Source organism: Streptacidiphilus sp. PAMC 29251 (assembly GCF_054208735.2).
This window is the reverse complement of record NZ_CM135725.2, coordinates 6,331,002-6,354,006: the sequence shown is the minus strand read 5'-3', so window position 1 is coordinate 6,354,006 and position 23,005 is coordinate 6,331,002. Positions and strand designations below refer to the sequence as shown.

Here is a 23,005-nt window from a genome sequence, read left to right as displayed (position 1 = left end):
CCATTCCCGAGCTAACTCAAGAACAGCTGCTGGGTGGAGCTGAGGGGATTCGAACCCCTGGCCCCCTCGATGCGAACGAGGTGCGCTACCGGACTGCGCCACAGCCCCAACAAGAGAAAACTCTAGCAGGTCGGCGGCAGTGGTTCTGCACGCTTTTGGCGCTGGTCGGGGCGGGTCATTCGTTGGCAGCGCGGGGATGGGGGTCTCCTCGGCGTACTGGTCGAAGAGCGGGGTGGCCGGGGGGCGGCGGGGCTTGGCGGCCGGGGCGGGGGGTGGGCCGGCCGTGCTGCGGGCCGGGTTCCAGGTCTCCGGGGCGCCGCGGTCGATGCCACCGCCTGCGCTGCGGGGGGCGACCGGGGCGGTGACATAGGTGGGGAGCGGGACCGGGACCGGGTCCCAGGACTCGGCGCCGGCCGGGCGCTCGCGCGGGCCGCTGCTCCAGCCCTCGGACTCGTCGGCGCCCTCGTCGGAGTCGTCCGCGTCGTCGCTGTCGGCGGCCTCGACCAGGGCCTGGACGTGGTGCACGCCGGAGCCGGCGGCGGTCCGCCCGGCCGGGTGGGCGAAGTCGGGCGGGCGGGGGCCCGCGGCCGGGGCCGGTGCGGCGGCGGTGTCCGGGGCGGCCGCGGCGCGGCGGCGTTCGCGCTCGCGCTCGCGGAGTTGCTGGGCCGCCTCGGCCGCGCGGCGGCGGTCGAGCTTGACCTCGAAGCGGCGGCGTTCCTGGCGGCGCAGGTGCGCGATGTAGACGGAGAAGAGCACGGCCGGGATCGCGGGCAGCCAGAGCAGGGCGATGCCGCCGACCGCCGCGGTGATCATGCCGACGGTGAAGACGGCGAAGAGCAGGATGACCATACGGCGGCGGCGGGCCAGCAGGGTGGCTCGGCGGCGCTGGTCGGGACGGCGGCCGGGGCTCGAAGGCTGGGCTGGGCCCCCCGGGTGGGAGGCGCTCGCAGGCTGGGAGGGGTTCAGCCCCTGGGAGGGGTTCAGCCGCTGGGAGGGGTTCAGCCGCTGGGAGGGGTTCGACGGCCCGCCCGGGTTCGGAGCGACACCGGGGCCCGCAGCGATGCCGGGGCCCGCAGCGGCGCCAGGACCTACGGCGTTGCCGGGGCCCACCTGGGCGGGCTGCCCCGTCGTCGGCCCGGCGGCCGGGCGCGGAGGCGCCCCCGCGGCGGCGCGTTCGCGGGTGGGCGCGGGTACGGGCGCAGCGGCGGGCGGGGTCCGCGGCTGCGCCTGCTGCGCGGGCTGCTGCTCCGCGCTGTCGTCCTCGATGCCGCGGGAGGCCTTCCGCTCCATCGCGGCGCGTCCGGACAGCAGTCGGATCGCGGTGCTGAAACGTTCGGTGGGGCGGGCCTCGTTGAGCTCGTCCTGCCTGCGGAGCCACATCGGCACCAGATAGGCAGCCCAGGCCCCCACGATGACCGCGTAGATGAGGCCGCTACTGCTCACGGTTCACACCGTACGGGGGCTGGGGAGTGGCTGGCGGCAATTTCGGCCGGTGTGTCGCACGATCACGCTCATCTCACCCTATTTTTGTCGCTTTGAACGACAGAAAGTGTGCATATTCGAACGTGCATATGAATTAATGAATCAGGCCTGGGCTACTGATCCAGGTGCTGTCTGTTGCCCCGCCATCGGTGCAGCAGGCCCTCCGGCACCTCGTCCGCCGTCAGTGCGAACACCAGGTGGTCCCGCCAGCCCCCGTCGATATGGAGGTAGCGCGGCCGGATTCCCTCCTCGCGGAAGCCGAGCTTCTCCACCACCCGGCGGCTCGGGATGTTCTCCGGGCGGATACAGACCTCGATCCGGTGCAGCCCCATGTCCCGGAAGCAGTGGTCCACGGCCATGGCCACCGCGGTCGGGATGATGCCGCGTCCGGCGACCGCCTCGTCCACCCAGTAGCCGACGTTCGCCGAGCACATCGAGCCCCAGGTGATGCCGCCGACGGTGAGCTGGCCGACCAGCTCGCCCTGGTAGGTGACGACGAACGGCAGCATCCGGCCCGCCTGCGCCTCGGAGCGCAGGAAGTGCACCATCTGCCGGTACGTCGGGCGCGGGGTGGAGTTGTTGCCGGGCTGGGCCGGCGGGACGGTGGCCTCCCAGCGGCGCAGCCAGTGCCGGTTACGGGCGCTGACCTCCTGCCAGATCCGCCGGTCGCGGACCCGGATCGGACGCAGCCCCACCGGGCCCTCGTGCAGCTCGACCGGCCAGAAGGCGTTCAGCGCTCTGCTCCTGACGGTGCATCCAGGTCGGTGCGGGCGTGGTCGCCGCCCCTGACCTGGTCGACGGCGTGGGCCAGCAGCGGGGTCAGCACGGCCAGGCCGTCCTTCACTCCGCCGCTGGAACCCGGGAGGTTGACGATCAGGGTGGTTCCGGCCAGGCCGGACAGCCCTCGGGAGAGGGCCGCGGTGGGCACTCCGGCAGCGCGTCCCTGGGCCCGGATCGCCTCGGCGATGCCCGGGACCGGGCGGTCGATCACCCGCGCGGTCATCTCCGGGGTGAGGTCCATCGGGGTGACCCCGGTGCCGCCGGTGGTGAGGACCACGTCGTAGCCCGCGGCGACGGCGGCCCGCAGCGCGGCGGCGACGGGCTCACCGTCCGGGACGACCTGCGGGCCGTCGGTGCGGAAGCCCATCGCGGTGAGGCCGGCCACCAGCAGCGGGCCGCCCTTGTCGGCGTAGACACCGGCCGAGGCCCGGTTGGAGACGGTGACGGCGAGGGCCCGCCCGGCCGAAGCCGAACCGGCAACCCCGGAACCGGCAACCCCGGCAGCAGCGGCCCCGGGAGCAGCCGAACCGACCCCGCTCACAGCGCCGCTCCGCCGGGCGCCTCGCGATGCCAGTCGCCGCTCTTGCCGCCGGTCTTGGACTCCACCTGGACCGCGTCGATCCGGGCGCCCTTGTCGACGGCCTTGACCATGTCGATCACGGTGAGCCCGGCCACCGCGACCGCGGTCAGCGCCTCCATCTCGACCCCGGTCCGGTCCGCGGTGCGGACGGTCGCGGCGATCTCCACGGCCTGGTCGGTGACCACCAGCTCGACGGTCACCCCGGAGAGGGCGATCGGGTGGCACAGCGGGATGAGGTCGGGGGTGCGCTTGGCGCCCATGATCCCGGCGATCCGGGCCACCGACAGGGCGTCGCCCTTGGGCACTCCCTCGCCGCGCAGCAGCTCCACCACCCGGGGGGCCACCAGGACCCGGCCGGTGGCCCGAGCGGTCCGTACGGTGGTGGCCTTCTCGGAGACGTCGACCATGCGGGCCGCCCCCGTCGCGTCGACGTGGGTCAACCGGTCACTCTGCGCGTTGCTCAAGGTGTCGTCTCCTGGGACGTTGCCGTGCGGGCACAGGTTACCCCTCGGAAACCGGCACCGGCTCCAGCAGGACCACCTGGACCAGCTCGTCGGCGGACACCGAGGTGCTCTCCTCCGGGACCACGATCAGCGCGTTGGCCTGGGCCAGCGGGCCGACCAGGTGCGAGCCCGCGCCGCCGACCGGGGTGACGCTGCCGGTCTCCCCCGGCTTGCCCAGCACGTAGCGGGCCCGGGCGAACTGCCGGCGTCCGGCCGGTGACTCCAGCGCCTGCGTCAGCCGGGCCTGGACGACCGGGCGGTGGACCTCGTCGAGGCCCATCATGGTCCGGATGGCGGGGCGCACGAACAGCTCGAAGGAGAGGTACGCGCTGACCGGGTTGCCCGGCAGGGCGAACAGCGGGACCCGGCCGTCGAGCAGCCCGAAGCCCTGCGGCTTGCCCGGCTGCATCCGCAGCTTGCGGAAGTCGATCTTCCCCAGCGGCGGCGCCTTGCCGTCCTCGGCCGCCAGCGCCTCCTTGACCACGTCGTACGCGCCGACGCTGACACCGCCGCTGGTGACCACCAGGTCGGCGCGGATCAGCTGGTCCTCGATCACCTCGCGCAGCCGCTCCGGGTCGTCGGGCACCCCGCCGACCCGGTAGACGATTGGCCCCGGCGTCCCTGGCGGCCGCCGTCAGCGCGAAGCTGTTGGAGTCGCTGATCTGGCCCGGGCCGACCTTGGTGCCGGGCGGGACCAGCTCGCTGCCGGTGGAGAGCACCACCACCCGCGGCCTGGGCCGCACCTGCACCGTGTCCAGGCCGATCGCGGCGAGCAGCCCGATCTGCGCCGGGCCGAGCACCGTACCGGCCGGGAGGACGGCCTGGCCGGCCTTGATGTCGTCGCCGCGGCGGCGGACGAAGTCGCCGTTGGCGGCCGGGCGGAACACCTTGACCTCGCCGGACGCGCCCTTGGGCGAGCTGCTGACCGGCTTCATGTCCACGGCGGCCTTCTTACCGCCGCTGCCGCCGTCGGTCCACTCGACCGGGACCACGGCCTCGGCCCCGGGCGGCAGCGGCGCGCCGGTCATGATCCGGGCGCACTGGCCCGGGCCGACCACCGGCAGGTTCGCCGCCCCGGCCGCGACGTCGCCGACCACGGTGAGCACCGAGGGGTACTCGGCGGTGGCTCCGGCGACGTCGGCGATCCGGACCGCGTAGCCGTCCATCGAGCTGTTGTCGAACGGCGGGAGGTCGCCGCCGGCGCTGATCCGGTCGATGGTCAGGCAGCCCTGGGCGTCCAGCAGCTGCAGGCTGAGCGGGGGCAGCAGATGCACCCGGGCGAGGATGTCGGCGAGGTGCTCGTCGACGGTCCAGTACCGCTCCGCGTCGCTGTCGGCGGCGCAGGGGTCACCCTCCGCAGTGTGCAGATGCGGCGCGGGCGGATGCGGCGCGTCGTGCTGGTGCTCTGCGGTGGTGGATCCGTCGCTCACTGTGGTGCCCCCTGCTGCCTCGTCGTCGAGCCGCACGGTCGTGCCTGACGGACCGTACCCGTCCGATCATGCCTGATCGGACTCCGCGCCGCTGCCGAGCCGGTCCAGTTCGCCGTTGCCGACGAAGTCCTTGAGCCAGCTGCGGAACTCAGGACCGAGGTCCTCGCGCTCGCAGGCCAGCCGGACGATCGCCCGCAGGTAGTCGCCGCGGTCGCCGGTGTCGTAGCGGCGGCCCTTGAAGATGACGCCGTGCACCGGGCCGCCCCGGCCGGGGGTGCGCTGGGCCAGCACGCGCAGCGCGTCGGTGAGTTGGATCTCCCCGCCGACCCCTGGCCTGGTGTTCTGCAGCACCTCAAAGACCGCGGGGTCGAGGACGTAGCGGCCGATCACCGCGTAGCTGCTGGGCGCCTCGCCGGGGGCGGGCTTCTCGACCAGGTCGGTGATCCGGACGATCTCGTCGTCGGCCCCGATCGAGCCGTGCCACTCGGCCGGCTTGATCTCGGCGCAGCCGTAGAGGTGGGCCTGCGAGGGGTCGACCTCGATCAGGGCGACCACGCTGCCGCCCAGCTCCCGCTGGACCTCGATCATCTTGGCGAGCAGCGGGTCGCGCGGGTCGATCAGGTCGTCGCCGAGCAGGACCGCGAAGGGGCTGGTCGGCGACATGCGGCTCGGCGCAGAGCACGGCGTGGCCGAGGCCCTTGGGGTCGCCCTGGCGGACGTAGTGCATGGTGGCCAGTTCGCTGGACTCGCGGACCCGGTCGAGCCTGCTCTGGTCGCCCTTGCGGATCAGCTGCTCCTCGAGCTCGTAGGCCCGGTCGAAGTGGTCCTCCAGCGGGCGCTTGTTGCGCCCGGTGATCATCAGCACGTCGGTGAGGCCGGCCGAGGCCGCCTCCTCCACCACGTACTGGATGGCCGGTTTGTCGACGACCGGAAGCATTTCCTTCGGAGTGGCCTTGGTCGCAGGAAGGAATCGCGTGCCCAGACCCGCGGCGGGGATGACGGCCTTGGTGATCTGGCGCGTACGAGCTTTCGTCATGCCGATGACTGTAGTGATCCCAGGTTACGGATCAGGCCCCGTCGCGGGCTTTGACCGTGAGATCACAGCCTTGGGCGAGCAGCGCGTAAACCGGCTGCGACGTGGAGGTTTCCACGATCTTCAGATCACCCTCCGGTGCCGGCTCCGGGGCCTCCGCCGGCGACGACTCCGGGGATTCCGTCGCCGGGGTACGGGCGGCGGCGAGCGCCCGGTCGGCGGCCCGCAGCAGCAGGGTGGCGTGCCCGCCGTCCCGGGGCAGCACCGAGATGCCGATGGCGGCGCTGAGCCCGTTCACCGGCGCCGCCGCCCCGTCCTCGGACAGCGCCGGAACTGACAGCGCCGGGACCGAGGGCAGCGCCAGCGGGTGGCGGCGGACGGTCCAGCGCAGCCGCTCGGCGACGTGCTCGGCCCCGTCCGCGTCGGTGTCGGGCAGCAGGATCAGGAACTCCTCGCCGCCGTAGCGGCCGAACACATCGGCCTCGCGGACCTCCATGGCCAGCCGCTGGGCCAGATCCCGCAGCACCGCGCCGGCCCGCTGGTGGCCGTACTCGCGGCGGATCTCGTCGAAGCCCTCGATCTCCAGCAGCAGCAGGGCCAGCCGGTCCGTGCCGTCCGGCAGCGGGTGCCGGGCGCTGCGGGCGATCTCGCGGTCCAGCGAGAGCTGGAGGTAGCGGTAGTTCCAGACCCCGGTGAGGGCGTCGGTGTAGGAGGTGCGCTCCAGTTCGGCGCTGCTGCGGCGCAGCCGCTCCAGCTCCTGCTGCAGGCTCAGGGTGTGCGCGGCGGCGGTACGGCGGGCCCGGCGCAGGGCGGCGGCGGTGAGCACCACCGCCAGCAGCGCGGTCAGCAGCAGCGCGGCGAGGATCCACGACAGATCCGCGGACAGGTCCAACGACATGGGATCCCCTTTCTCGCTGCGTGCAGACTGGGCATGCACCGCTCACAGCAGATTCGAAGCCGATCCGATCCGAAAGTGATGCCCATCCGATGGTGAACGACAAGACCGCGCTGAGGTCACGGGTACTCGCCGCACGCGCCGCTATGTCACCCGAGCAGCGGCAGCAGGCCGCCCTCGATCTGGGCCGGCGGGCGCTGGAACTGCTGCCGCCCGGACCGCCCGGCGTGGTGGCGGGCTATGTCTCGGTGGGGACCGAACCCGGGACCGGTGCGCTGCTCGACGCCCTGCTCGCGCGGGGGGTCCGGGTGCTGCTGCCGGTGCTGCTGCCGGACAACGACCTGGACTGGGGCGTGTACCGGGGCGCGGAGGCACTGGTACGGGCGCGCCGCGGGCTGTGGGAGCCGGACGGCGCGCGGCTGGGCCCGGCGGCGGTGACCGCGGCCGGCTTGGTCCTGCTGCCGGGCCTGGCGGTGGACGGACGGGGGGTCAGGCTGGGCCGCGGCGGCGGGAGCTACGACCGGGTGCTGGAGCGGCTGGCCGCGGCCGGCTCGGCGGCGCCGCTGGTGACCCTGCTCTACGACCAGGAGGTGCTGCCCGGCGTCCCGGCCGAGCCGCACGACCGGCGGGTGGACGCGGCGGTGACGCCGTCGAAGAGGTATGTCTTCGACGGCGCCACCGGCCGCACCGAGGACTGACGCAGCGTCAGGGCGTCGGCGTCAGAGCATCAGCGTCAGGGCGTCAGCCTCAAGGGTTCAGCGTCAGCGTGTCGACCGCCGCGGCCTTGACCGCCGCCTGGCTGAACGGCCAGGTCAGCAGGTGGCCGTCGGCCCACAGCTGGGTCTGGTCGTTGTAGTGCGCGTCATAGGCGTGGCCCGAGGCCCCGCCGATATTGATCCACTGCGAGCTGTCCAGGTCGGACAGGTCCACCACCATCCGCATCGACGGCGCCCAGTCCACCTGGAAGCCGGCCGAGGCGTTCCAGCCGGTGGCGTCCACCGCCGCGCTGCCGCCGTCGAGCTGGTAAGGGCCGCGGTTGAGCAGCTTGTGGACCAGCCCGGAGGCGATGGAGGAGTTGTCCGTGCCGAGCGTCTGCTCCTTCAGCGTCAGGGTGTGGATCCGGCCCCAGCTCCAGCTGCCGATGTCCTTGCCCATCAGCGAGGTCAGCTGGTTGCGGGCGTCGATCATGGCCTTGACCAGCAGGTTGTCCAGGCCCTGGACCTGGACGTTCTGGCTGTCGGTGTAGGTCCACCAGTCGCTGTCGGGGTTCTTCAGCAGCTGGGTGACCGCCGTCATCCACTGGTCGCCGCCGTCCGGCTGGGCCTGGTCGGGGCTGCGGGTGCCGCAGACCGAGACTGGTTTGGGCGGCCCGTTGAGGCTGTCCGCCGGGAGGTTGGCGCTGGCCGGCGGCAGTTGCATCACGCAGTCCGTGGTGGCCCTGACCTGCGCCGGGAACTTCTCGTCGAAGGCCAGGTGCAGCAGATTGCTCCAGACCGCGTTGTAGTACGCGGCGGCCGCGGAGCCCGAGTCCTGCTGGTAGTTCCAGTCCTGCAGCAGCTTCAGCGCGTCCTGGTAGTACGGCTTGGCGTAGGCGGCCGGCAGCTTCACCTTGAGCAGCAGCGGCACCAGGGTCTTCGCCATGGTGCTGGTGTCGTCCAACTGCATCGACTGCATGTCCTCCGGCGAGATCTTCCCGCCGTTGGCCAGCTTGGACTTGATCAGGCTGGTGATCTGCTTGGAGCGGACGCCGTAGCCCCAGTCGTCGGTCAGCTCGTAGGGGTAACTCGGCCCGACCACCGCCTGGTTGGCGGTCACGATGTAGCCGGCCGCGGGGTTCTCCACATAGGGCAGCGCCTTCTGCGGGATCATCCCCTTCCACTGGTAGGAGGAGTCCCAGCCGGGCTGCGGGTAGGTGCCGTCGTCGTTCTTGTCCTTGTTCCGGATCGGGATCTGGCCCGGCGCCTGGTAGCCGATGTTGCCGGAGGTGTCGGCGTAGATCAGGTTCTGCGCGGGGACGGCGAAGTCCCGGGCGGCGGCCTGGAAGCTGGGGAAGTCCGTGGCCCGGTCCAGCTCGAACACCGAGTCCATGGTCTTGCTGGGGGTCAGCGCGGTCCACTTCAGGGCGATGGCGTAACCGCCGCCCCGGGGTGGGGCGTTGCCGGTGGTGGCGTCATTGGGCACCGGGGCGTCCTGGCCGACGTTCTGCTGCTCGGTGCTGTGGTCGGAGATGATCGGCATACCGTCGGCGGTGCTGCGGACGGTGACGGTCTGGTCCGGACCGCCGGCGACCTTGATCACCACCTGACGGGTGGTGAACTTCTGCTCCTTGCCGTCGAGCAGATAGGTGTCGGGGCCGGTGACCTGCTCCAGGTAGAGGTCCTGGACGTCGGCGCCGAGGTTGGTGAAGCCCCAGGAGATGCTCTGGTTGTGGCCGATCACCACGCCGGGCATCCCGGCGAAGGTGTAGCCGGTGACGTCGTACGGGCAGGCCGCGCTGACGGTGGTGCAGTGCAGGCCCATCTGGTACCAGATCGACGGCAGCCCCGGGCCGAGGTGCGGGTCGTTGGCCAGCAGCGGCTTGTCGGTGGTGGTGTGCGCCCCGGAGACCACCCAGGAGTTGGAGCCGATGCCCTGCCCCGGGGTGCCGAGCAGCGCCGGGACGCTGTCGATGTTGGCGGCGAGCTGGGTCGCGGCCTGGTTCAGGCCCTGGACCGTGCCGCTGGTCTTGTAGGAGGCGTTGCTGCCGGTCGTCCCGGTGCTGCTGGTACTGCCGGTGCTGCCGCCCTGGCTCGGGGACGCCGTGCCGTCGGCCGGGACGTAGGCGCCGTCGGTGCCGACCTTCCCGGTCTTCAGGATGGTCCCGTTGGCGCTGTACGGGTAGGCCGGGTAGAGATCGGCGATCTGCTGCTTGCTGAGGCTCTGCGACAGCAGCGAGCGGTCGACCTCCTGCTGCATGTTGCCGCTGAGGTCCCAGGCCATGGCCTTGAGCCAGGACACCGAGTCCACCGGGGTCCACGGGGCCGGCTTGTAGCCGCTGTGGGCGGTGCCAGCAGCGCGTACTCCAGCGAGGCACCCGCGCCGCCCGGGTGCTCGCCCAGCCAGGCGTTGACCCCGGCCGAGTACGCCTGGAGGTACTGCTTGGTGGCGGGGTCGAGCTGGGTGTCGTACTCCTTCTGCGCGGTGCCGGCCCAGTCCATGGTCTGCACGAAGGTGTCGGTCTGCACCTGCGACTTGCCGAACATCGAGGACAGCGTGCCCGAGGTGATGTGCCGGTCGACGTCCATCTGCCAGAAGCGGTCCTGGGCCTGGACGAAGCCCTGGGCCATGAAGAGGTCGGCCGAGGTGCTCGCGTAGATCTGCGGAATGCCCTTGCTGTCACGGATCACGGTGACCGGACCGGACAGGCCCTTCAGCTGGAGGGTGCCGGTGGTCTGCGGGAACGAGGACTTGACCGTCCTCACCCCCAGCCATCCGCCGACCGCCGCGCCGACGACCAGCAGCAGCGCGAGCAGGATCACCAGCAGTCGGAACCGCCGGAACTTCTTGGTGCGGGGCATCAGGGTCCTTGTGGGGCAGGGGCTCGTCCGCCGCCGAGCGGTGCGATGCGGCGGAGCCGACGCTAACACCTGTACCGGAACCGGCTACGACCGGTATCGGCGGATCAGGAATACCAAGAGCAGGTAAAATATTGCACAGACCAATGACCCTTCATCTGTCGTGAGGTGCCACTGAGTGACCGTCCACCATCTCGACACCCTGCTGCTCGCGTTCTCCCTCATCCTGCTGGTCGCCGTCGCCGCGGTGCGACTGGCCTCCCGCAGCGGACTCCCCAGCCTGCTGCTCTACCTCGGCATCGGTGTCGCCCTGGGCCAGGACGGCCTCGGCATCGCCTTCGACGACGCCTCGCTGACCCAGGTCCTCGGCTACGCGGCGCTGGTGGTGATCCTCGCCGAGGGCGGCCTCGGCACCTCCTGGACCGAGATCAGACCGTCCGCCCCGGCCGCGGCGGTGCTGGCCACCGTCGGCACCGGCGTCAGCGTCGCGGTCACCGCCCTGGGCGCGCACCTGCTCACCGGCGCGGACTGGCGGCTGTCGCTGCTGCTGGGCGCGGTCGTCTCGTCCACCGACGCCGCCGCCGTCTTCTCGGTGCTGCGCCGGGTGCCGCTGCCGTCCCGGCTCAGCGGCCTGCTGGAGGCCGAGTCCGGCTTCAACGACGCCCCGGTGGTCATCCTGGTGGTCGCCTTCGCCACCACCGGACCCATCGACAGCTGGTACCTGCTGCTCGGCTCCATCGTGCTGCAGCTCGCGATCGGCCTGGTCACCGGGCTGCTGGTGGGCAGACTGGGCGCGCTGGCGCTGCGCGGGGTCGCCCTGCCGTCCTCCGGGCTCTACCCCATCGCCGTGGTCGCGCTGACCCTGCTCGCCTACGCCGGCGGGGCGCTGCTGCACGGCTCCGGATTCCTCGCCGTCTACATCTGCGCGCTGATCCTCGGCAACTCCCGGCTACCGCACGGCCCGGCCACCCGCGGCTTCGCCGAGGGCCTGGCCTGGATCGCCCAGATCGGCATGTTCGTGCTGCTCGGACTGCTGGTCAACCCGCGCACCATGGTCGACGCGATCGTCCCCGCGCTGGTGGTCGGACTGGTCCTGGTCTTCCTGGCCCGACCGATGTCGGTGGTGCTGACACTGACCCCGTTCCGGATCCCCTGGCGGGAACAGGTGCTGCTGTCCTGGGCCGGGCTGCGCGGGGCGGTGCCCATCGTGCTGGCCACCATCCCGGTGGTCGGCGACGTCCCGGGGGCCGACCAGCTGTTCAACACCGTCTTCCTGCTGGTGGTGATGTTCACCCTGGTCCAGGGCCCCACCCTGCCCTGGGTGGCCCGCACCCTGGGCATCGGCAACCCGGCCCAGGCAGGCAGGCTGGACGTGGAGTCCGCGCCGCTGGAGCGGCTGTACGGGCACCTGCTGTCGCTGACCCTGGAGCCGGGATCCCGGCTGGCCGGCGTCGAGGTCAGCGAGCTGCGGCTGCCCAAGGGCGCGGCGGTGACCCTGGTGGTCCGCGACGGCGCCAGTTTCGTGCCGGGGCCTGCGACCGTGCTGCGCCCCGGCGACGACCTGCTGGTGGTCGCCACCGACCAGGTGCGGGACCGGGCCGAGCGGCGGCTGCGGGCCGTCGACCGGGCCGGAAAGCTGGCCGGCTGGCTCGACCGCAGGGGTGAGTACTGACCCCCGCGGGGCTGCTTGCCGCCGGCTGTTGTCACAGCTCACAGTGGCCACGGTGGACTATCGCCGTGGAATACCGCATCATGGACCGTCGTTAGCACTCATCAGGCGAGAGTGCCAGGAGGAAACACAGTGCCGACGTACCAGTACCAGTGCACCGAGTGCGGGAACGGACTCGAGGCCGTCCAGAAGTTCACCGACGACGCCCTCACGGTCTGCCCCCAGTGCGACGGCAGACTGCGCAAGATCTACTCCGCCGTCGGCGTGGTCTTCAAGGGCAGCGGCTTCTACCGCACCGACAGCCGCTCCTCGTCGAGCAGCACGGTGAGCTCGTCCGGCTCGGGCATGTCGACGGGTGACTCCTCGTCGTCCTCGGCCCCGTCCACCTCGTCGTCGACCCCGGCGCCCGCCTCGACCTCCGCCGCGTCCTCGTCGGGGTCCTCCTCGTCGGGGTCGTCCTCCTCGGGGTCGAAGAGCAGTGGATCGAGCCCGGCCGCCTGACTTCGTATGCTGCGGGACATGACCATCCCTCAGCAGAGCACGCCGACCGCCGAGATCGGCGTCATCGGCGGCACCGGCCTGTACGCGCTCGTGGACGACCTGGTCGAGGTGTCCGTGGACACCCCGTACGGGCCGCCCAGCGACTCGCTCTTCGTCGGCGCGATGGCCGGGCGGCAGGTCGCCTTCCTGCCCCGGCACGGGCGTGAGCACCGGATCCCCCCGCACCGGATCAACTACCGGGCCAACCTCTGGGCGCTGCGCTCCCTGGGCGTGCGCCAGGTGCTCGGCCCCTGCGCCACCGGCGGCCTGCGGCCCGAGCACGGCCCCGGCACGCTGCTGGTTCCGGACCAGTTCGTGGACCGCACCTCCGGCCGCACCCAGACCTACTACGACGGCGAGCGGCGCCCGGACGGACTGACCCCCGAGGTGGTGCACGTCTCCGCCGCCGACCCCTACTGCCCGGCCGGCCGCGCCACCGCGCTGAAGGCCGCCGGAGCGGCGGGCTGGGAGCCGGTGGACGGCGGCACCCTGGTGGTCATCGAGGGCCCGCGCTTCTCCACCCGGGCCGAATCCCGCTGGTACGGGGCCCAGGGCTGGTCGGTGGTGGGCATGACCGGCCACCCGGAGGCCGTGCTGGCCCGGGAGCTGGGGCTCTGCTACACCTCGATCGCCCTGGTCACCGACCTGGACGCGGGAGTGGAGGCGGGCGAGGGAGTGACCCACGCCGAGGTGCTGCGGGTCTTCGCCGGAAGCATCGACCGGCTGCGCGGGGTGCTCCAGGGCGCGGTCGCGGGGCTGCCCGCGACCGCGGAGCGGGACTGCGTCTGCTCGCACGCGCTGGACGGCCTGGAGACCGGGCTGGGGTTCTGATCCGCCCATCCTGCCTGATCCGGCCGTCCTGTCTGATCCGCCCGTCCCGTCAGCCTGCTGCTGTTGTTTTCACCCCTGCGGGTGGCGAAGTTATGCACAGCCCCCGAGTTGTCCACAGGCTCAGGGTCGGGGGCTGATCGCGGTTGCGGAACGGGCCAGAGTGGAGGCAGTTCCACCGGCTCCGGCCGGTGCGGGCTACCCCTCCACTCCCCCGACCCGCAGGTGGTGACCAGCCATGTCCGCGATGATCGACAGCCCGGTCCGCTATGTGAACCGGCATCGTACGCACTCCCTCCGCCCCACCCCGGGCCGCGACGCCCCGGCCGCTGCTGCGGCCCCGAGTCGGCCGCTGATACCGCCCCGGGCTCGGATCCGACGCCGGTGTGGACCGCGGAGGAGGTGTGGGACGGCAGGGCCTGGGACGGCCGGGCCTGGGACGAGGAGCCCGCAGCGGAGCAGCCCGCCCCGGTGCCCGTCGCCGGCACCGCCCCCGCGCTGGGGCCGCGTCCCGCCGCCCTGCCCTGCGACGGGCTCGCCGTCCCCGCCAGGCGGACCGTGGCGCTCTTCCCGCCGATCCGGGCCGGCGGCGGGCGGCACCGGCTGCCCAGAGCCGTCCGCCGACGGCCGGGGCCGATCGCCGCCGGGCTGATGGTCGCGGCGACCACCCTGGCGGCGGGCTCGCTGCGCCTGTCCGCACCGCTGCCGGTGCACGCGGCGGCGAGCACCGGACACCAGTGCGCCCCCCTCCTGCCGGGTGAACCCTGCGAGTGAACCCGCAGCCCGCCGCAGCCCGTGCCCCGGCGCGGGGTGCGCCGACATCTCCGCAGGTGGAGCCGCTCGGCGAGGGCGCGGGAGGGCCCAGCGCTGACCCGTACGGGTGAACCTCGCGGGCACCGAACGGCCGAGCCGCTGCCGTAGGTTCCGCAGGACCTCACTCGCTCCACGGCAGCATAAGGAAATCACCCGTTGAAGGGCTTCAAGGCATTCCTGCTGCGCGGCAACGTCCTCGACCTGGCGGTCGCGGTCGTCATCGGCGCAGCGTTCACCAATGTCATCAACTCGGTCGTCACCGGCCTGATCAACCCGATCGTGGGCGCCTTCGGCACCTCCGACCTCAATGACTACAAGTCCTGCCTGAAGGGCCCCTGCACCCCTGACGGCCACGGCGGGACCACCGGCATCCAGATCGCCTGGGGCACCGTCCTGGGCTCGCTGCTCCAGTTCCTGATCACCGCCGCGGTGGTCTACTTCTGCATCGTGCTGCCGACCAGCAAGCTCATGGCGCGCTACACGGCCAGGAAGAAGCTGGAGGAGGACGCCATGGCGGCCGCCGAGATCACCGAACTCGGGCTGCTCGGCGAGATCCGCGACCTGCTGACCCACCCCCGCCAGGGCTGACCCGCCTCCGTAGGGCTGACCCGCCCGGCATGCGGCAGGGCCGGGGCGACGGCGCCCCGGCCCTGCTCGGTCCCTACTCAGTTCCTTGCTCGTTCAGTCGGTCAACCGCCGTGGTGCGGCGGGGTCTCGCGGCGGTACCAGGCCTCGTCGCGGTCGGACTCGCCGCCGCCCCAACCGCTGTCCGTGTCGTCCCGGCTCGGACGGCTCAGCGGATCGTCGAAGACCAGCGCCGGGCGCTCTTCGCGCTCCTCGGCCTGGCCCGGCTCGGCCTCGGGAGTCATGTCGTCTGCCATTCCCTCAGCATAGGACGGACTCAAGCTGCCTCGAATCCCGAGTGGTCAGCGATCTTTCGCAGTTCGGCCAGGGCGTGCTTCTCTATCTGCCGGATGCGCTCCCGGGTGAGGCCGTGCTGCTTGCCGACCTCGGTGAGGGTGCGCTCGCGTCCGTCCTCCATCCCGTAGCGGGAGCGGATGATCGAGGCGGTGCGCTGGTCCAGCCGGCCGATCAGATCCTCGAGCTCCTCGCGGCGCAGCATGACCAGGACGGCGTCCTCGGGAGAGGTCGCCCCGGTGTCCTCGACCAGGTCGCCGAACTGGGTCTCGCCGTCGTCGTCGACGGTCATGTTCAGGCTGACCGGGTCACGGGCCCAGTCCAGCACGTCCTTGATCCGCTCGACGGTGGTGTCCAGCTCTGCGGCGACCTCGGAGTGCTCGACGTCGCGGCCGAGTTCCTTGGACTTCTCACGCTGGACCCGGCGGATCCGGCCGAGCTCCTCGACCAGGTGGACCGGGAGCCGGATGGTGCGGGACTGGTCGGCGATCGAGCGGGTGATGGCCTGCCGGATCCACCAGGTGGCATAGGTGGAGAACTTGAATCCCTTGCCGAAGTCGAACTTCTCCACAGCACGGACCAGGCCGGCGTTGCCCTCCTGGATGAGGTCGAGCAGCGGGAGACCGCTGCGCGGATAGCGGCGGGCGACCGCCACCACGAGACGGAGGTTGGAACGAATGAAGACGTCCTTGGCGCGGGCGCCGTCCTCGACCATGGCGCGAAGTTCCTCTTCGCTGGCTTCAACGGCGGTCTCGCCCTTCGCCAGCAGGTGCTCGGCGAAAACGCCCGCCTCGATACGGGTGGAGAGCTCGACTTCCTGGGCGGCGTCGAGCAACGGGGTCCGGGCGATCTCGTCGAGGTACATGCCGACGAGGTCGCGGTCGGCCTCACCTGCGGTGGGACGCGCGTTGCGGGTCCGATCCGCCTTGTCGCGGACGACGGCACGGGTTGCCATGCTTACTCCCTCTCGGAGGCGGGACGGGCCTGGCTGACCCGTTCTTGGCTGCCTTTCATAACGATGTAACGATCAGAATCAGGACATCATTCCCAAGCCGGGGATTTCTCTCGCCGAGTGCAGTACCCTGGTCGATTTTGCGGAATATTCCTGCGGAGGGTGTCCGGTCGGTCACAGAACGATCGGATGACGTCGATACCGCACCCTGTGCTGACTGGAACGATTCTCCGCTCGGCCTTGGTTCCGCGCGCGTCGGCGGAATATCCGCACCCCGAAGACGTCCGCCGTCCTGTCCCGGCACGGGGGCCGGGACAGGACGGCGGACACCACGAAGTACCGGGCCTGGCTCCAGGCACCGGGCCTAGCTGCCGGCGTACTGCCGTCCGGCGAAGCGGCGCAGGAAGCCGTCGCCGACATTGGCGGTGACGGTGTAGTCGTAGCGGCCGGCGGTGCTGGTCAGGGCGCCGGTCCAGCTGCCGCCCGCGGCGACGGTGACCTGGCGGGAACTGCCGCCGGTGGCGCCCTGGGCGACATTGACGCCGATGGTGAAGATCGCGGCGACCGTGCCCGCGTTGGTCAGGTGCAGGGTCTGGGTGGCGCCGTCGGCGGCGTCCACCACATAGGCCTCCGGGTGCGCCTTGGTGGTGCTGGTCCACGTCCGGACGTCGCCCTGGAAGCCGCGGAGGTAGCCGTCCGGGCCGTGCAGGTCCACGTCGTAGAGGCCGCCGCCGTAGGTGAGGGCGCTGAAGTAGTCGGAGATGCTGCCGCCGGCCGGGCAGGTGTAGCGCCAGTCGGCATAGGTGCGGTGGTTCACCGCGTAGGCGGCGAAGCCTCCGCCGAGCGAGCCGTTGGCGACGGTCTTGAACCAGAAGCGGTTGGTGGCGGTGTCGGTCCAGGAGGTGCTGTCGAAGCGGTAGCCGATCGGCAGCGCCGGGCGGTCCCCGGACTCCTGGGCGGGTGTGGTGGAGCTGGACGGCGCGGTGGCCGCCGGGAGCGACTTCTCGGCGTCGCAGGCGGCGACCAGGGCGGCGGTGTCGGGCAGCGTGGTCGGAAAGGCGGTCGGCGTGGTCGAGAAGGTGAAGGCGGAGGTCAGATCGCCGCAGACCTGGCGGCGCCAGGCGGAGATGTTGGGTTCGGTGACCCCGCTCCAGCGCTCCACGAACTGCAGCACCGAGGTGTGGTCGAAGGTCTGCGAGCAGACCTTGCCGCCGCTGCTCCAGGGCGAGATCACGGTCATCGGCACCCGGGGGCCGAGGCCGATCGGATTGCCACTGATGAACTCGTCGGCCGTGCCGGTCGGCGGAACGGGAGGAGCCACATGATCGAAGAAGCCGTCGTTCTCGTCGAAGTTGAGGAAGACCACGGTCTTGGCCCAGACCGCCGGGTCCGCGGCCAGCGCGTCCAGGATGCCGTTGACGTAGTTCGCGCCGTAGGCCGGCGGGTTCGCCGGGTGCTCGGACTTCGCGGTCGGCGCCACCACCCAGGAGACCGCGGGCAGCCGGCCCGCCAGGACGTCGGCCTTGAAGTCGGCGACCGAGTCGGCGGAGTGGGCGATGCCGCGGGTGTAGAGCGGGGAGCTGGTGGAGGCGTTCTTGAACTGGGTGAACCAGGCCAGCGGGTTGTCGTCGAAGTTGTCGGCCTCCTGGTAGACCTTCCAGCTGAGCCCGGCCGACTGCAGCCGCTCCGGGTAGGTGGTCCAGGTGTAGCCCTTCTCGCTGTTGTCGGTGACCGGGCCGCCGGCGGTGGCGTTGGGGTCGATCCAACCCGACCACTGGTAGAGCCGGTTGGGGTTGGTCGGGCCCTGCACCGAGCAGAAATACTGATCACACACCGTGAAGGCGTCGGCCAGCGCGTACTGCCAGGGGATGTCCGCCCGGGCGTAGTAGCCCATGGTGGTCTTGGTCTTGGCCGGGATCCAGTTGTTGTAGAGCCCGCCGTTCCAGGCCGAGTGGGTGCCGGACCAGGAGTGGTCCAGGTCCACGATCCGCTGCGCGTTGGTGGTCGAGGTGTCCAGGTGCCAGGGCTGGAGCACACTGCCGCTGCTCGGACCGCTGGTGGTCTGGTGGAACACGTCGGAGCCGTTGGGGAAGCGCAGCAGCGAGGTGTCGCCGAAGCCGCGGACACCGGAGAGCTTGCCGAAGTAGTGGTCGAAGGAGCGGTTCTCCTGCATGAAGATCACGACATGGGCGATGTCGTTGATCGAGCCGGCGGCGGAGCTGGACGCCGTGGCGGCGGCGGCCCGGATCACCGAGGCGGGCAGCGCGTTGACGCCGACCGCGCGGCGGTCGCGGCGGCGCCCGCACCGAGGAAGGTGCGGCGGGAGAGCGAAGGCATGGTTCCTCCGGAGTCACGGAAGCGAAGGGGCTTTCGCAACTTTCCGGCGGACAGGTGACGTGGGAGGCCGAGCGGAATGGCGTAGGCATGAACACGGCTGAACGTTTGGTCCGTACCAGTTACCTTTCCGTAACATTTGGACGGCCGTCCCGGCGGTTCCGGCGGTTCCGGCGGTTCCGGGGCGGACCGACCCCGGTGGCTCAACTCCCGGGCGTGGCCCCGGCACGGCGCCTGGGGTTGAAGACCCACACCCGCATCAGCAGAAAGCGGACCACGGTGGCCAGGGCGTTGGCGCCGACCAGCGCGCCGAGTTCGACCAGGTGCGAGGCGCCCGGGGCGGCGACCCTGACCACGGCGAGGGTGGCGGTGCTCAGCACCAGCCCGATCAGAAAGGCGATCCCGCCCTCGACCTGGTGCTTCAGCGCGTCCCTGGTCCCGGTGACACCGAAGGTGAAGCGGCGGTTGGCGGCGGTGTTGGCGATCGCGGTGGCGAACAGGGCCAGGCCGTTGGCCACCACGGCCGGGCTCAGTTGACGGAGCACCAGATAGAGCGCGAGGTAGGCGAGCGTGCTGACCACGCCGATCACCGCGAAGCTGGACAGCTGCCAGCGCATGGCCGGCGGCAGCTGGGCCTGCTGGACCCGCGGCGGCACCGGCAGCCGGGTGGCGCCGGACAGCGTCCTCCTGGCGACCCGCCACATGCCCTTGAGGTCGTCCTTGACGGTGCGGACGATGTCCACCCGGCTGTCCGGGTCGTCCACCCAGTCGACCGGGACCTCGTGGATCCGCAGGCCGCTGCGCTCGGCCAGCAGCAGCAGCTCGGTGTCGAAGAACCAGGTCTGGTCCTCGACCGAGTCGAGCAGGGCCTTGACCACCTCGGTCCTGGCCGCTTTGAAGCCGCACTGGGCGTCGGAGAACCTGGCGGCCATGGTGGTGCGCAGCATCAGGTTGTAGGTGCGGGAGATGAGTTCGCGCTTGGGGCCGCGGACCACGGCCGAGCCGCGGTGCAGCCTGCTGCCGATGGCGAGGTCGCTGTGGCCGGACAGCAGCGGGGCGACCAGGGGCAGGAAGGCGTCGAGGCCGGTGGAGAGGTCCACGTCCATGTAGCTGACCACGTCGGCGTCGCTGCGGCTCCAGACGTGGCGCAGGGCGCGTCCGCGCCCCTTCTGGTCCAGGTGGACGGCCTGCACCTCGGCCAGCTCGGTGCTGAGTCGGGAGGCGATCTGCCAGGTCGCGTCGGTGCTGGCGTTGTCGGCGACGGTGATGCTGAAGCGGTAGGGGAAGGTCGCCAGCAGATAGCCGTGCAGCCGCCGGACGCTGTCGGCGAGGACGCGCTCCTCGTTGTAGACCGGGACGACGATCTCGACCCTGCGGGTGCCGGGCGCGGCCCCGGCGTGCGGGTCGGGGCCTGGTCGCGCCTCGGGGTCTGACGGCGCCCCGGGCCCGACCGGGACCGGGGCTGCGGGCTGCCCTGCCAGCACTGTCGGTTGGCTCATGTCCCCCACGGTTCGGCACCGGCATGTGCGGAGGCTGTGGCGGACGTAGGCCAGGCGTGAGAGTCCTGCGGCGCGGCCGCCGGCGCACAGCGGGTCGCCGGCCTACACCTCAGTCGCCGGCCTACACCTCGGTCGCCGGCCTGCCGCGCGACCGCAGGCCTACAGCGGGTCGCCGACCTACAGCGCGGTCGCGGTGAAGGCCTTGAAGGTCAGCTCGCTGTTGTCACCGCGGAGGCCGACCCCGCCCGGGGCCCGCAGCGGGCCGGGGGTGCGGTCGTCGGTGCTGAGGACGGTCCTGCCGTCGATCTCCAGCCGCAGCCGCACCACGCCCGAGCCCCGGTTCTCCGCGCTCGCCCTGATGTCGTGCCAGGTGTCGTAGGCGAAGGCGTGTTCGGCCTGGACCAGCGTGGCGTAGTCGCCGCCGTTGGCGGCGCTGGGGTCGTCGGCGGGAACCTTGCGCTTGATGACCACCAGGCCGTCCCGACGGCGGAAGCTCAGCGCGTACAGCTCCTCGGGGCTGTGGTAACGGAGCCAGACGTGGCCGCCGTCGTAGTCCTGCAGCGGTGTCCGCGCGGTGGTGACCGGACGACCGACCAGGACCGAGCAGCGGACCTCGGCGTCGCCGAAGTCGCGGCGGTGGGTGACCAGGCGGAACACCGCGGAGTCGGTGTACCGCTGCGAGTCGGTGCCGGTCTCGCCGCTGTCCGGGAGACCGGTCCAGCCGTCGCCGTCCTTGGCGAACAGCGAGCCGCTGGTGACCGACCAGTCCGGGTCGGTACGGGCGTCGGCGGCGTGCGGGCTGCGGTAGGCGTACTCATTGGTGACCAGCCCCGACTGCCCGAAGTGCGCCGCGAACGGGGCCGCCGGGGGCTGCGCGGGCCCCCCGCGCTGGGACAGCTCCAGCGCCGTGGCGACTCCGGCGGCCCCGACCACCAGGCCGCCGATACCGCCGAGCAGCACCCGCCTGGACATGCTCCGCTGCTGTGGCTCGTCCGCCGTGGTCATGGTCAGTCCCTCGCTGTCACGGCGGCGTCGGTCAGTTCCGGCCAGGTCCGCCGGGTGAGGTCCCGGTACGCGGAGAAGGCCACCCCGCCGGTCTCCCCCTTGGCGAGCAGGCTCATGGTCACGCTGCCGTCCACGGTGATCACGGTGGAGTCGGCGGTCACCGCGACCGTCACCTTGTGGGAGGAGCTGGGGTTCAGCGTTCGCTTGCCCACCAGGTCCTGCTCGTCGGCGTCCCCGGAGAAGACCTGGAGCTGGCCCCGTGACACCTGCACGCTGATCGCCAGCGCGCTGCCCACCCGGACCCAGACGGCACCGCTGACCCCGCTCGTGGCGAGCCGGGAGACCGTGCCGCTCACGGTGTAGTCGGTCCAGGCCCCGGTGGTGTCCGGCTGGTACGCGCCGTAGACGGCGAGGTTGCGGCCGTTCTGCGGCTCGATCCCGCTGTGGCCGACCCGGAACGGCGCCTTGACGCCGGGGGCGCTGAGCCACTCCGAGGAGGGGTCGAGCAGCACCGATCCGTCGACCTTCTGCGCGTTCGCGTTGCCGGCGGCCTTCGTGCCACCGCTCTGCGCCGGGGCGATGCTGAGCGACTGGAAGGACGGCCAGGCCGCCTTGGCCTGGTTGATGCCGACCCGGATGCCGACGCCGCCGGTGAGGTCCCCGCCGGCCAGCTTGGAGGTCCAGCTGAGCTTGGTGGTGCCGTCGACGATCGCCGTGGTGGTCGGGCCGCTGACGATCACCTTGAGGGTGTGCTCGGCCTTGACCGGGATGGACTTGGCGCCCACGTGCTTGCCGTCGGCGAGCATGCTCAGGGTGCCCTGGCTGACGCTGGCGGTCACCGGTTCCAGGCTGCCCGCGCGGACGATGACGGCCCCCTGGTTGGTGCCGTTGCCCAGGTCGTGGATCTTCGCGGTGACCTGGTAGCCGGTCCAGTCCAGGCTGTTGTTGGGCCGGTAGTCGGCTCCGGCGTAGCGGGATCCCGCCGGGTGGGAACCCCCGCCGGTGAAGGCGCTGAGCGAGGTGGCCGGGCTGCGGTCGTTGTTCACCCACAGACTGGGCGTCGACAGCGGCTTCTTGACGCTGGGAGGCACCTGCACCCAGGCCGCGACCTCGCCGAGCAGCTGGGCCGGGGTGGTGGTCTTGAGGACCTCGAGGCGCTGCACGGTGTGTGCGGCGGCGGCCCGGCGGCTGGCCGTGAGCGGCCGGCTGGAGACGTCCGTCATGGTGGTGAGGAAGTACTTCTCCAGCATGTTCTGCACGGTCGGCCCGGGGGCGGCGACATTGGCGCGGTCGGTCGCCTCGGAGAAGGGGAAGGCGAACAGCAGCGGCTTGGGCAGGCCGTGGCTGGTGATGTCGTGGATGGACTCGGTGATGTCGCCCTCGACCCGGGCCTGGTACTCGGCCAGGGTCTCCAGGCGGTTCTGGTCGGGCAGCCACAGCCGGTTGGCGAGCATCGACCCGAGGTGCCCGGCGGCGTCCACCGGCTCGCGGCGGTGCGAGTCATGGGTGTGGTCCTGGAAGTCCCAGCGGCCAGAGTCCGCCATCCGCTGGATCTCGTTCCAGGTCAGGTAGTACGGGCGGTCGTGGTCCACCCGGCCGGTGATCAGGAACGAGGTGGCGTGCATGTGGTGCCGGGCCAGGATGCGGTCGGCGTAGACCCACAGGCCGTTGGTGCCGTCGTCGAAGGTGATCAGCACCGAGCGCGGCGGGGCGACCCCGCCGCGGAGGTAGGTGGCGAACTCGTCGGCAGTGAGGGTGCGGTACCCGGCCTGCTCCAGGGCGGCCAGCTGGGCGTCGAACGCCTTGGGGGTGACCACATAGGGGCTGGTGCTGATGGGACTGATGTCGTGGTAGGTCAGCACCACCGGCGCGCCGGTGGCCGGCAGCGCCGCGGCCGACTTCGTCCACGCCGCCGCCTGGGAGCCGTCGATGTGCTCGGGGACCAGCGCGGCCTGCGGGCTCATGTACTTCTGGTAGCCGTAGTACTCGGTCGCCGCGAAGAACGGCAGCGCGAGCACCGCCATGGCCAGCAGCACCAGGCCGATCCGCACCGGCCAGTGGGTGGCGCGCCGGCGGGGGCCCCCGCCGAGGGGGACGACGGAGTCGAGCGTGGCGGTCACGGCAGGATGCTCCCCCGGGAGAGGACGATGGCGTACACGCCGCACACCACGGCGATGGACAGCAGGGCGG

Annotated in this window: 16 protein-coding genes, 1 tRNA gene and 3 pseudogenes; 6 read left to right on the top strand and 14 right to left on the bottom strand. The window is 71.7% G+C overall.

All coding sequences use genetic code 11. The features are described from left to right. Nucleotides 1-34: 34 nt before the first annotated feature. From ACXKR8_RS30320 to ACXKR8_RS30290, 7 genes and pseudogenes are all read right to left on the bottom strand, one after another. Nucleotides 35-108 (bottom strand) — tRNA-Ala (locus ACXKR8_RS30320). A 1,487-nt stretch (nucleotides 109-1,595) separates the two neighbouring features. Beyond that, nucleotides 1,596-2,216, bottom strand: coding sequence for a GNAT family N-acetyltransferase (locus ACXKR8_RS30315; RefSeq protein ID WP_458275118.1), 621 nt, complete (start codon nucleotides 2,214-2,216; stop codon nucleotides 1,596-1,598). Beyond that, the gene (locus tag ACXKR8_RS30310) at nucleotides 2,213-2,803 is read right to left on the bottom strand and encodes a MogA/MoaB family molybdenum cofactor biosynthesis protein (RefSeq protein ID WP_458267746.1); all 591 of its coding nucleotides are present in this window, start codon (nucleotides 2,801-2,803) and stop codon (nucleotides 2,213-2,215) included. The genes ACXKR8_RS30315 and ACXKR8_RS30310 overlap by 4 nt, the downstream gene beginning before the upstream one ends. Continuing rightward, nucleotides 2,800-3,249: a cyclic pyranopterin monophosphate synthase MoaC gene (gene moaC, locus ACXKR8_RS30305; protein ID WP_458275117.1), complete on the bottom strand. Its 450-nt coding sequence runs from the start codon at nucleotides 3,247-3,249 to the stop codon at nucleotides 2,800-2,802. The genes ACXKR8_RS30310 and moaC overlap by 4 nt, the downstream gene beginning before the upstream one ends. Nucleotides 3,250-3,343: 94 nt before the next feature. Continuing rightward, nucleotides 3,344-4,712 (bottom strand): annotated as a pseudogene (gene glp / locus ACXKR8_RS30300) (molybdotransferase-like divisome protein Glp). 129 nt (nucleotides 4,713-4,841) lie between these two features. Further along, a pseudogene (locus ACXKR8_RS30295) lies at nucleotides 4,842-5,811 on the bottom strand (UTP--glucose-1-phosphate uridylyltransferase). Nucleotides 5,812-5,842: 31 nt separating this feature from the next. Beyond that, nucleotides 5,843-6,706: a GGDEF domain-containing protein gene (locus ACXKR8_RS30290; protein ID WP_458267744.1), complete on the bottom strand. Its 864-nt coding sequence runs from the start codon at nucleotides 6,704-6,706 to the stop codon at nucleotides 5,843-5,845. An 89-nt stretch (nucleotides 6,707-6,795) separates the two neighbouring features. On the opposite strand from ACXKR8_RS30290, the gene ACXKR8_RS30285 reads away from it, so the two are divergent. Then, nucleotides 6,796-7,401 carry a 5-formyltetrahydrofolate cyclo-ligase gene (locus ACXKR8_RS30285; protein ID WP_458267743.1) on the top strand — a complete coding sequence of 202 codons (606 nt, stop codon included), beginning with the start codon at nucleotides 6,796-6,798 and terminating at the stop codon, nucleotides 7,399-7,401. A 49-nt stretch (nucleotides 7,402-7,450) separates the two neighbouring features. On the opposite strand, the pseudogene ACXKR8_RS30280 reads toward ACXKR8_RS30285, so the two are convergent. Beyond that, nucleotides 7,451-10,260: pseudogene (locus ACXKR8_RS30280) on the bottom strand (penicillin acylase family protein). 175 nt (nucleotides 10,261-10,435) lie between these two features. On the opposite strand from ACXKR8_RS30280, the gene ACXKR8_RS30275 reads away from it, so the two are divergent. The 5 genes from ACXKR8_RS30275 to mscL all read left to right on the top strand — a co-directional run bounded on the left by ACXKR8_RS30275 (nucleotide 10,436) and on the right by mscL (nucleotide 14,695). After that, nucleotides 10,436-11,929 (top strand): potassium/proton antiporter, encoded by a 1,494-nt coding sequence (locus tag ACXKR8_RS30275; protein ID WP_458267741.1) that lies wholly within the window; start codon nucleotides 10,436-10,438, stop codon nucleotides 11,927-11,929. 129 nt (nucleotides 11,930-12,058) lie between these two features. Further along, nucleotides 12,059-12,427, top strand: a complete 369-nt coding sequence (locus ACXKR8_RS30270) for an FmdB family zinc ribbon protein (protein WP_458267740.1) — start codon at nucleotides 12,059-12,061, stop codon at nucleotides 12,425-12,427. Between the two features lie 18 nt (nucleotides 12,428-12,445). Next, the gene (locus ACXKR8_RS30265; RefSeq protein WP_458267739.1) at nucleotides 12,446-13,297 is read left to right on the top strand and encodes an S-methyl-5'-thioadenosine phosphorylase; all 852 of its coding nucleotides are present in this window, start codon (nucleotides 12,446-12,448) and stop codon (nucleotides 13,295-13,297) included. Nucleotides 13,298-13,678: 381 nt separating this feature from the next. Beyond that, complete coding sequence (locus ACXKR8_RS30260) at nucleotides 13,679-14,068, top strand: hypothetical protein (RefSeq protein ID WP_462099916.1); 390 nt, start codon at nucleotides 13,679-13,681, stop codon at nucleotides 14,066-14,068. Nucleotides 14,069-14,263: 195 nt separating this feature from the next. After that, on the top strand, nucleotides 14,264-14,695 hold the full coding sequence (gene mscL / locus ACXKR8_RS30255; RefSeq protein ID WP_458267737.1) for a large conductance mechanosensitive channel protein MscL: 432 nt from the start codon (nucleotides 14,264-14,266) through the stop codon (nucleotides 14,693-14,695). 101 nt (nucleotides 14,696-14,796) lie between these two features. On the opposite strand, the gene ACXKR8_RS30250 is transcribed toward mscL, so the two are convergent. From ACXKR8_RS30250 to ACXKR8_RS30225, 6 genes are all read right to left on the bottom strand, one after another. After that, the gene (locus tag ACXKR8_RS30250; RefSeq protein WP_458267736.1) at nucleotides 14,797-14,988 is read right to left on the bottom strand and encodes a hypothetical protein; all 192 of its coding nucleotides are present in this window, start codon (nucleotides 14,986-14,988) and stop codon (nucleotides 14,797-14,799) included. 20 nt (nucleotides 14,989-15,008) lie between these two features. Next, the gene (locus ACXKR8_RS30245) at nucleotides 15,009-15,980 is read right to left on the bottom strand and encodes a sigma-70 family RNA polymerase sigma factor (protein ID WP_458267735.1); all 972 of its coding nucleotides are present in this window, start codon (nucleotides 15,978-15,980) and stop codon (nucleotides 15,009-15,011) included. A 361-nt stretch (nucleotides 15,981-16,341) separates the two neighbouring features. Continuing rightward, nucleotides 16,342-18,228, bottom strand: coding sequence for a phosphocholine-specific phospholipase C (locus ACXKR8_RS30240; protein ID WP_462099915.1), 1,887 nt, complete (start codon nucleotides 18,226-18,228; stop codon nucleotides 16,342-16,344). A gap of 286 nt (nucleotides 18,229-18,514) precedes the next feature. Continuing rightward, nucleotides 18,515-19,810 (bottom strand): bifunctional glycosyltransferase family 2/GtrA family protein, encoded by a 1,296-nt coding sequence (locus ACXKR8_RS30235; RefSeq protein WP_458267733.1) that lies wholly within the window; start codon nucleotides 19,808-19,810, stop codon nucleotides 18,515-18,517. Between the two features lie 177 nt (nucleotides 19,811-19,987). Continuing rightward, a complete protein-coding gene (locus ACXKR8_RS30230; RefSeq protein WP_458267732.1) occupies nucleotides 19,988-20,815 on the bottom strand; it encodes a hypothetical protein in 828 nt (275 codons plus the stop codon). Nucleotides 20,816-20,817: 2 nt separating this feature from the next. Continuing rightward, nucleotides 20,818-22,935, bottom strand: coding sequence for a polysaccharide deacetylase family protein (locus ACXKR8_RS30225; protein ID WP_458267731.1), 2,118 nt, complete (start codon nucleotides 22,933-22,935; stop codon nucleotides 20,818-20,820). Between the last annotated feature and the right edge of the window lie 70 nt (nucleotides 22,936-23,005).

Coding starts and splice junctions, on each gene's coding strand:
- moaC (WP_458275117.1), bottom strand. CDS start 3,249: ATGGTCGACGTCTCCGAGAAGGCCACCACCGTACGGACCGCTCGGGCC.
- ACXKR8_RS30290 (WP_458267744.1), bottom strand. CDS start 6,706: ATGTCGTTGGACCTGTCCGCGGATCTGTCGTGGATCCTCGCCGCGCTG.
- ACXKR8_RS30285 (WP_458267743.1), top strand. CDS start 6,796: ATGGTGAACGACAAGACCGCGCTGAGGTCACGGGTACTCGCCGCACGC.
- ACXKR8_RS30265 (WP_458267739.1), top strand. CDS start 12,446: ATGACCATCCCTCAGCAGAGCACGCCGACCGCCGAGATCGGCGTCATC.
- ACXKR8_RS30250 (WP_458267736.1), bottom strand. CDS start 14,988: ATGGCAGACGACATGACTCCCGAGGCCGAGCCGGGCCAGGCCGAGGAG.
- ACXKR8_RS30245 (WP_458267735.1), bottom strand. CDS start 15,980: ATGGCAACCCGTGCCGTCGTCCGCGACAAGGCGGATCGGACCCGCAAC.
- ACXKR8_RS30235 (WP_458267733.1), bottom strand. CDS start 19,810: ATGAGCCAACCGACAGTGCTGGCAGGGCAGCCCGCAGCCCCGGTCCCG.
- ACXKR8_RS30230 (WP_458267732.1), bottom strand. CDS start 20,815: ATGACCACGGCGGACGAGCCACAGCAGCGGAGCATGTCCAGGCGGGTG.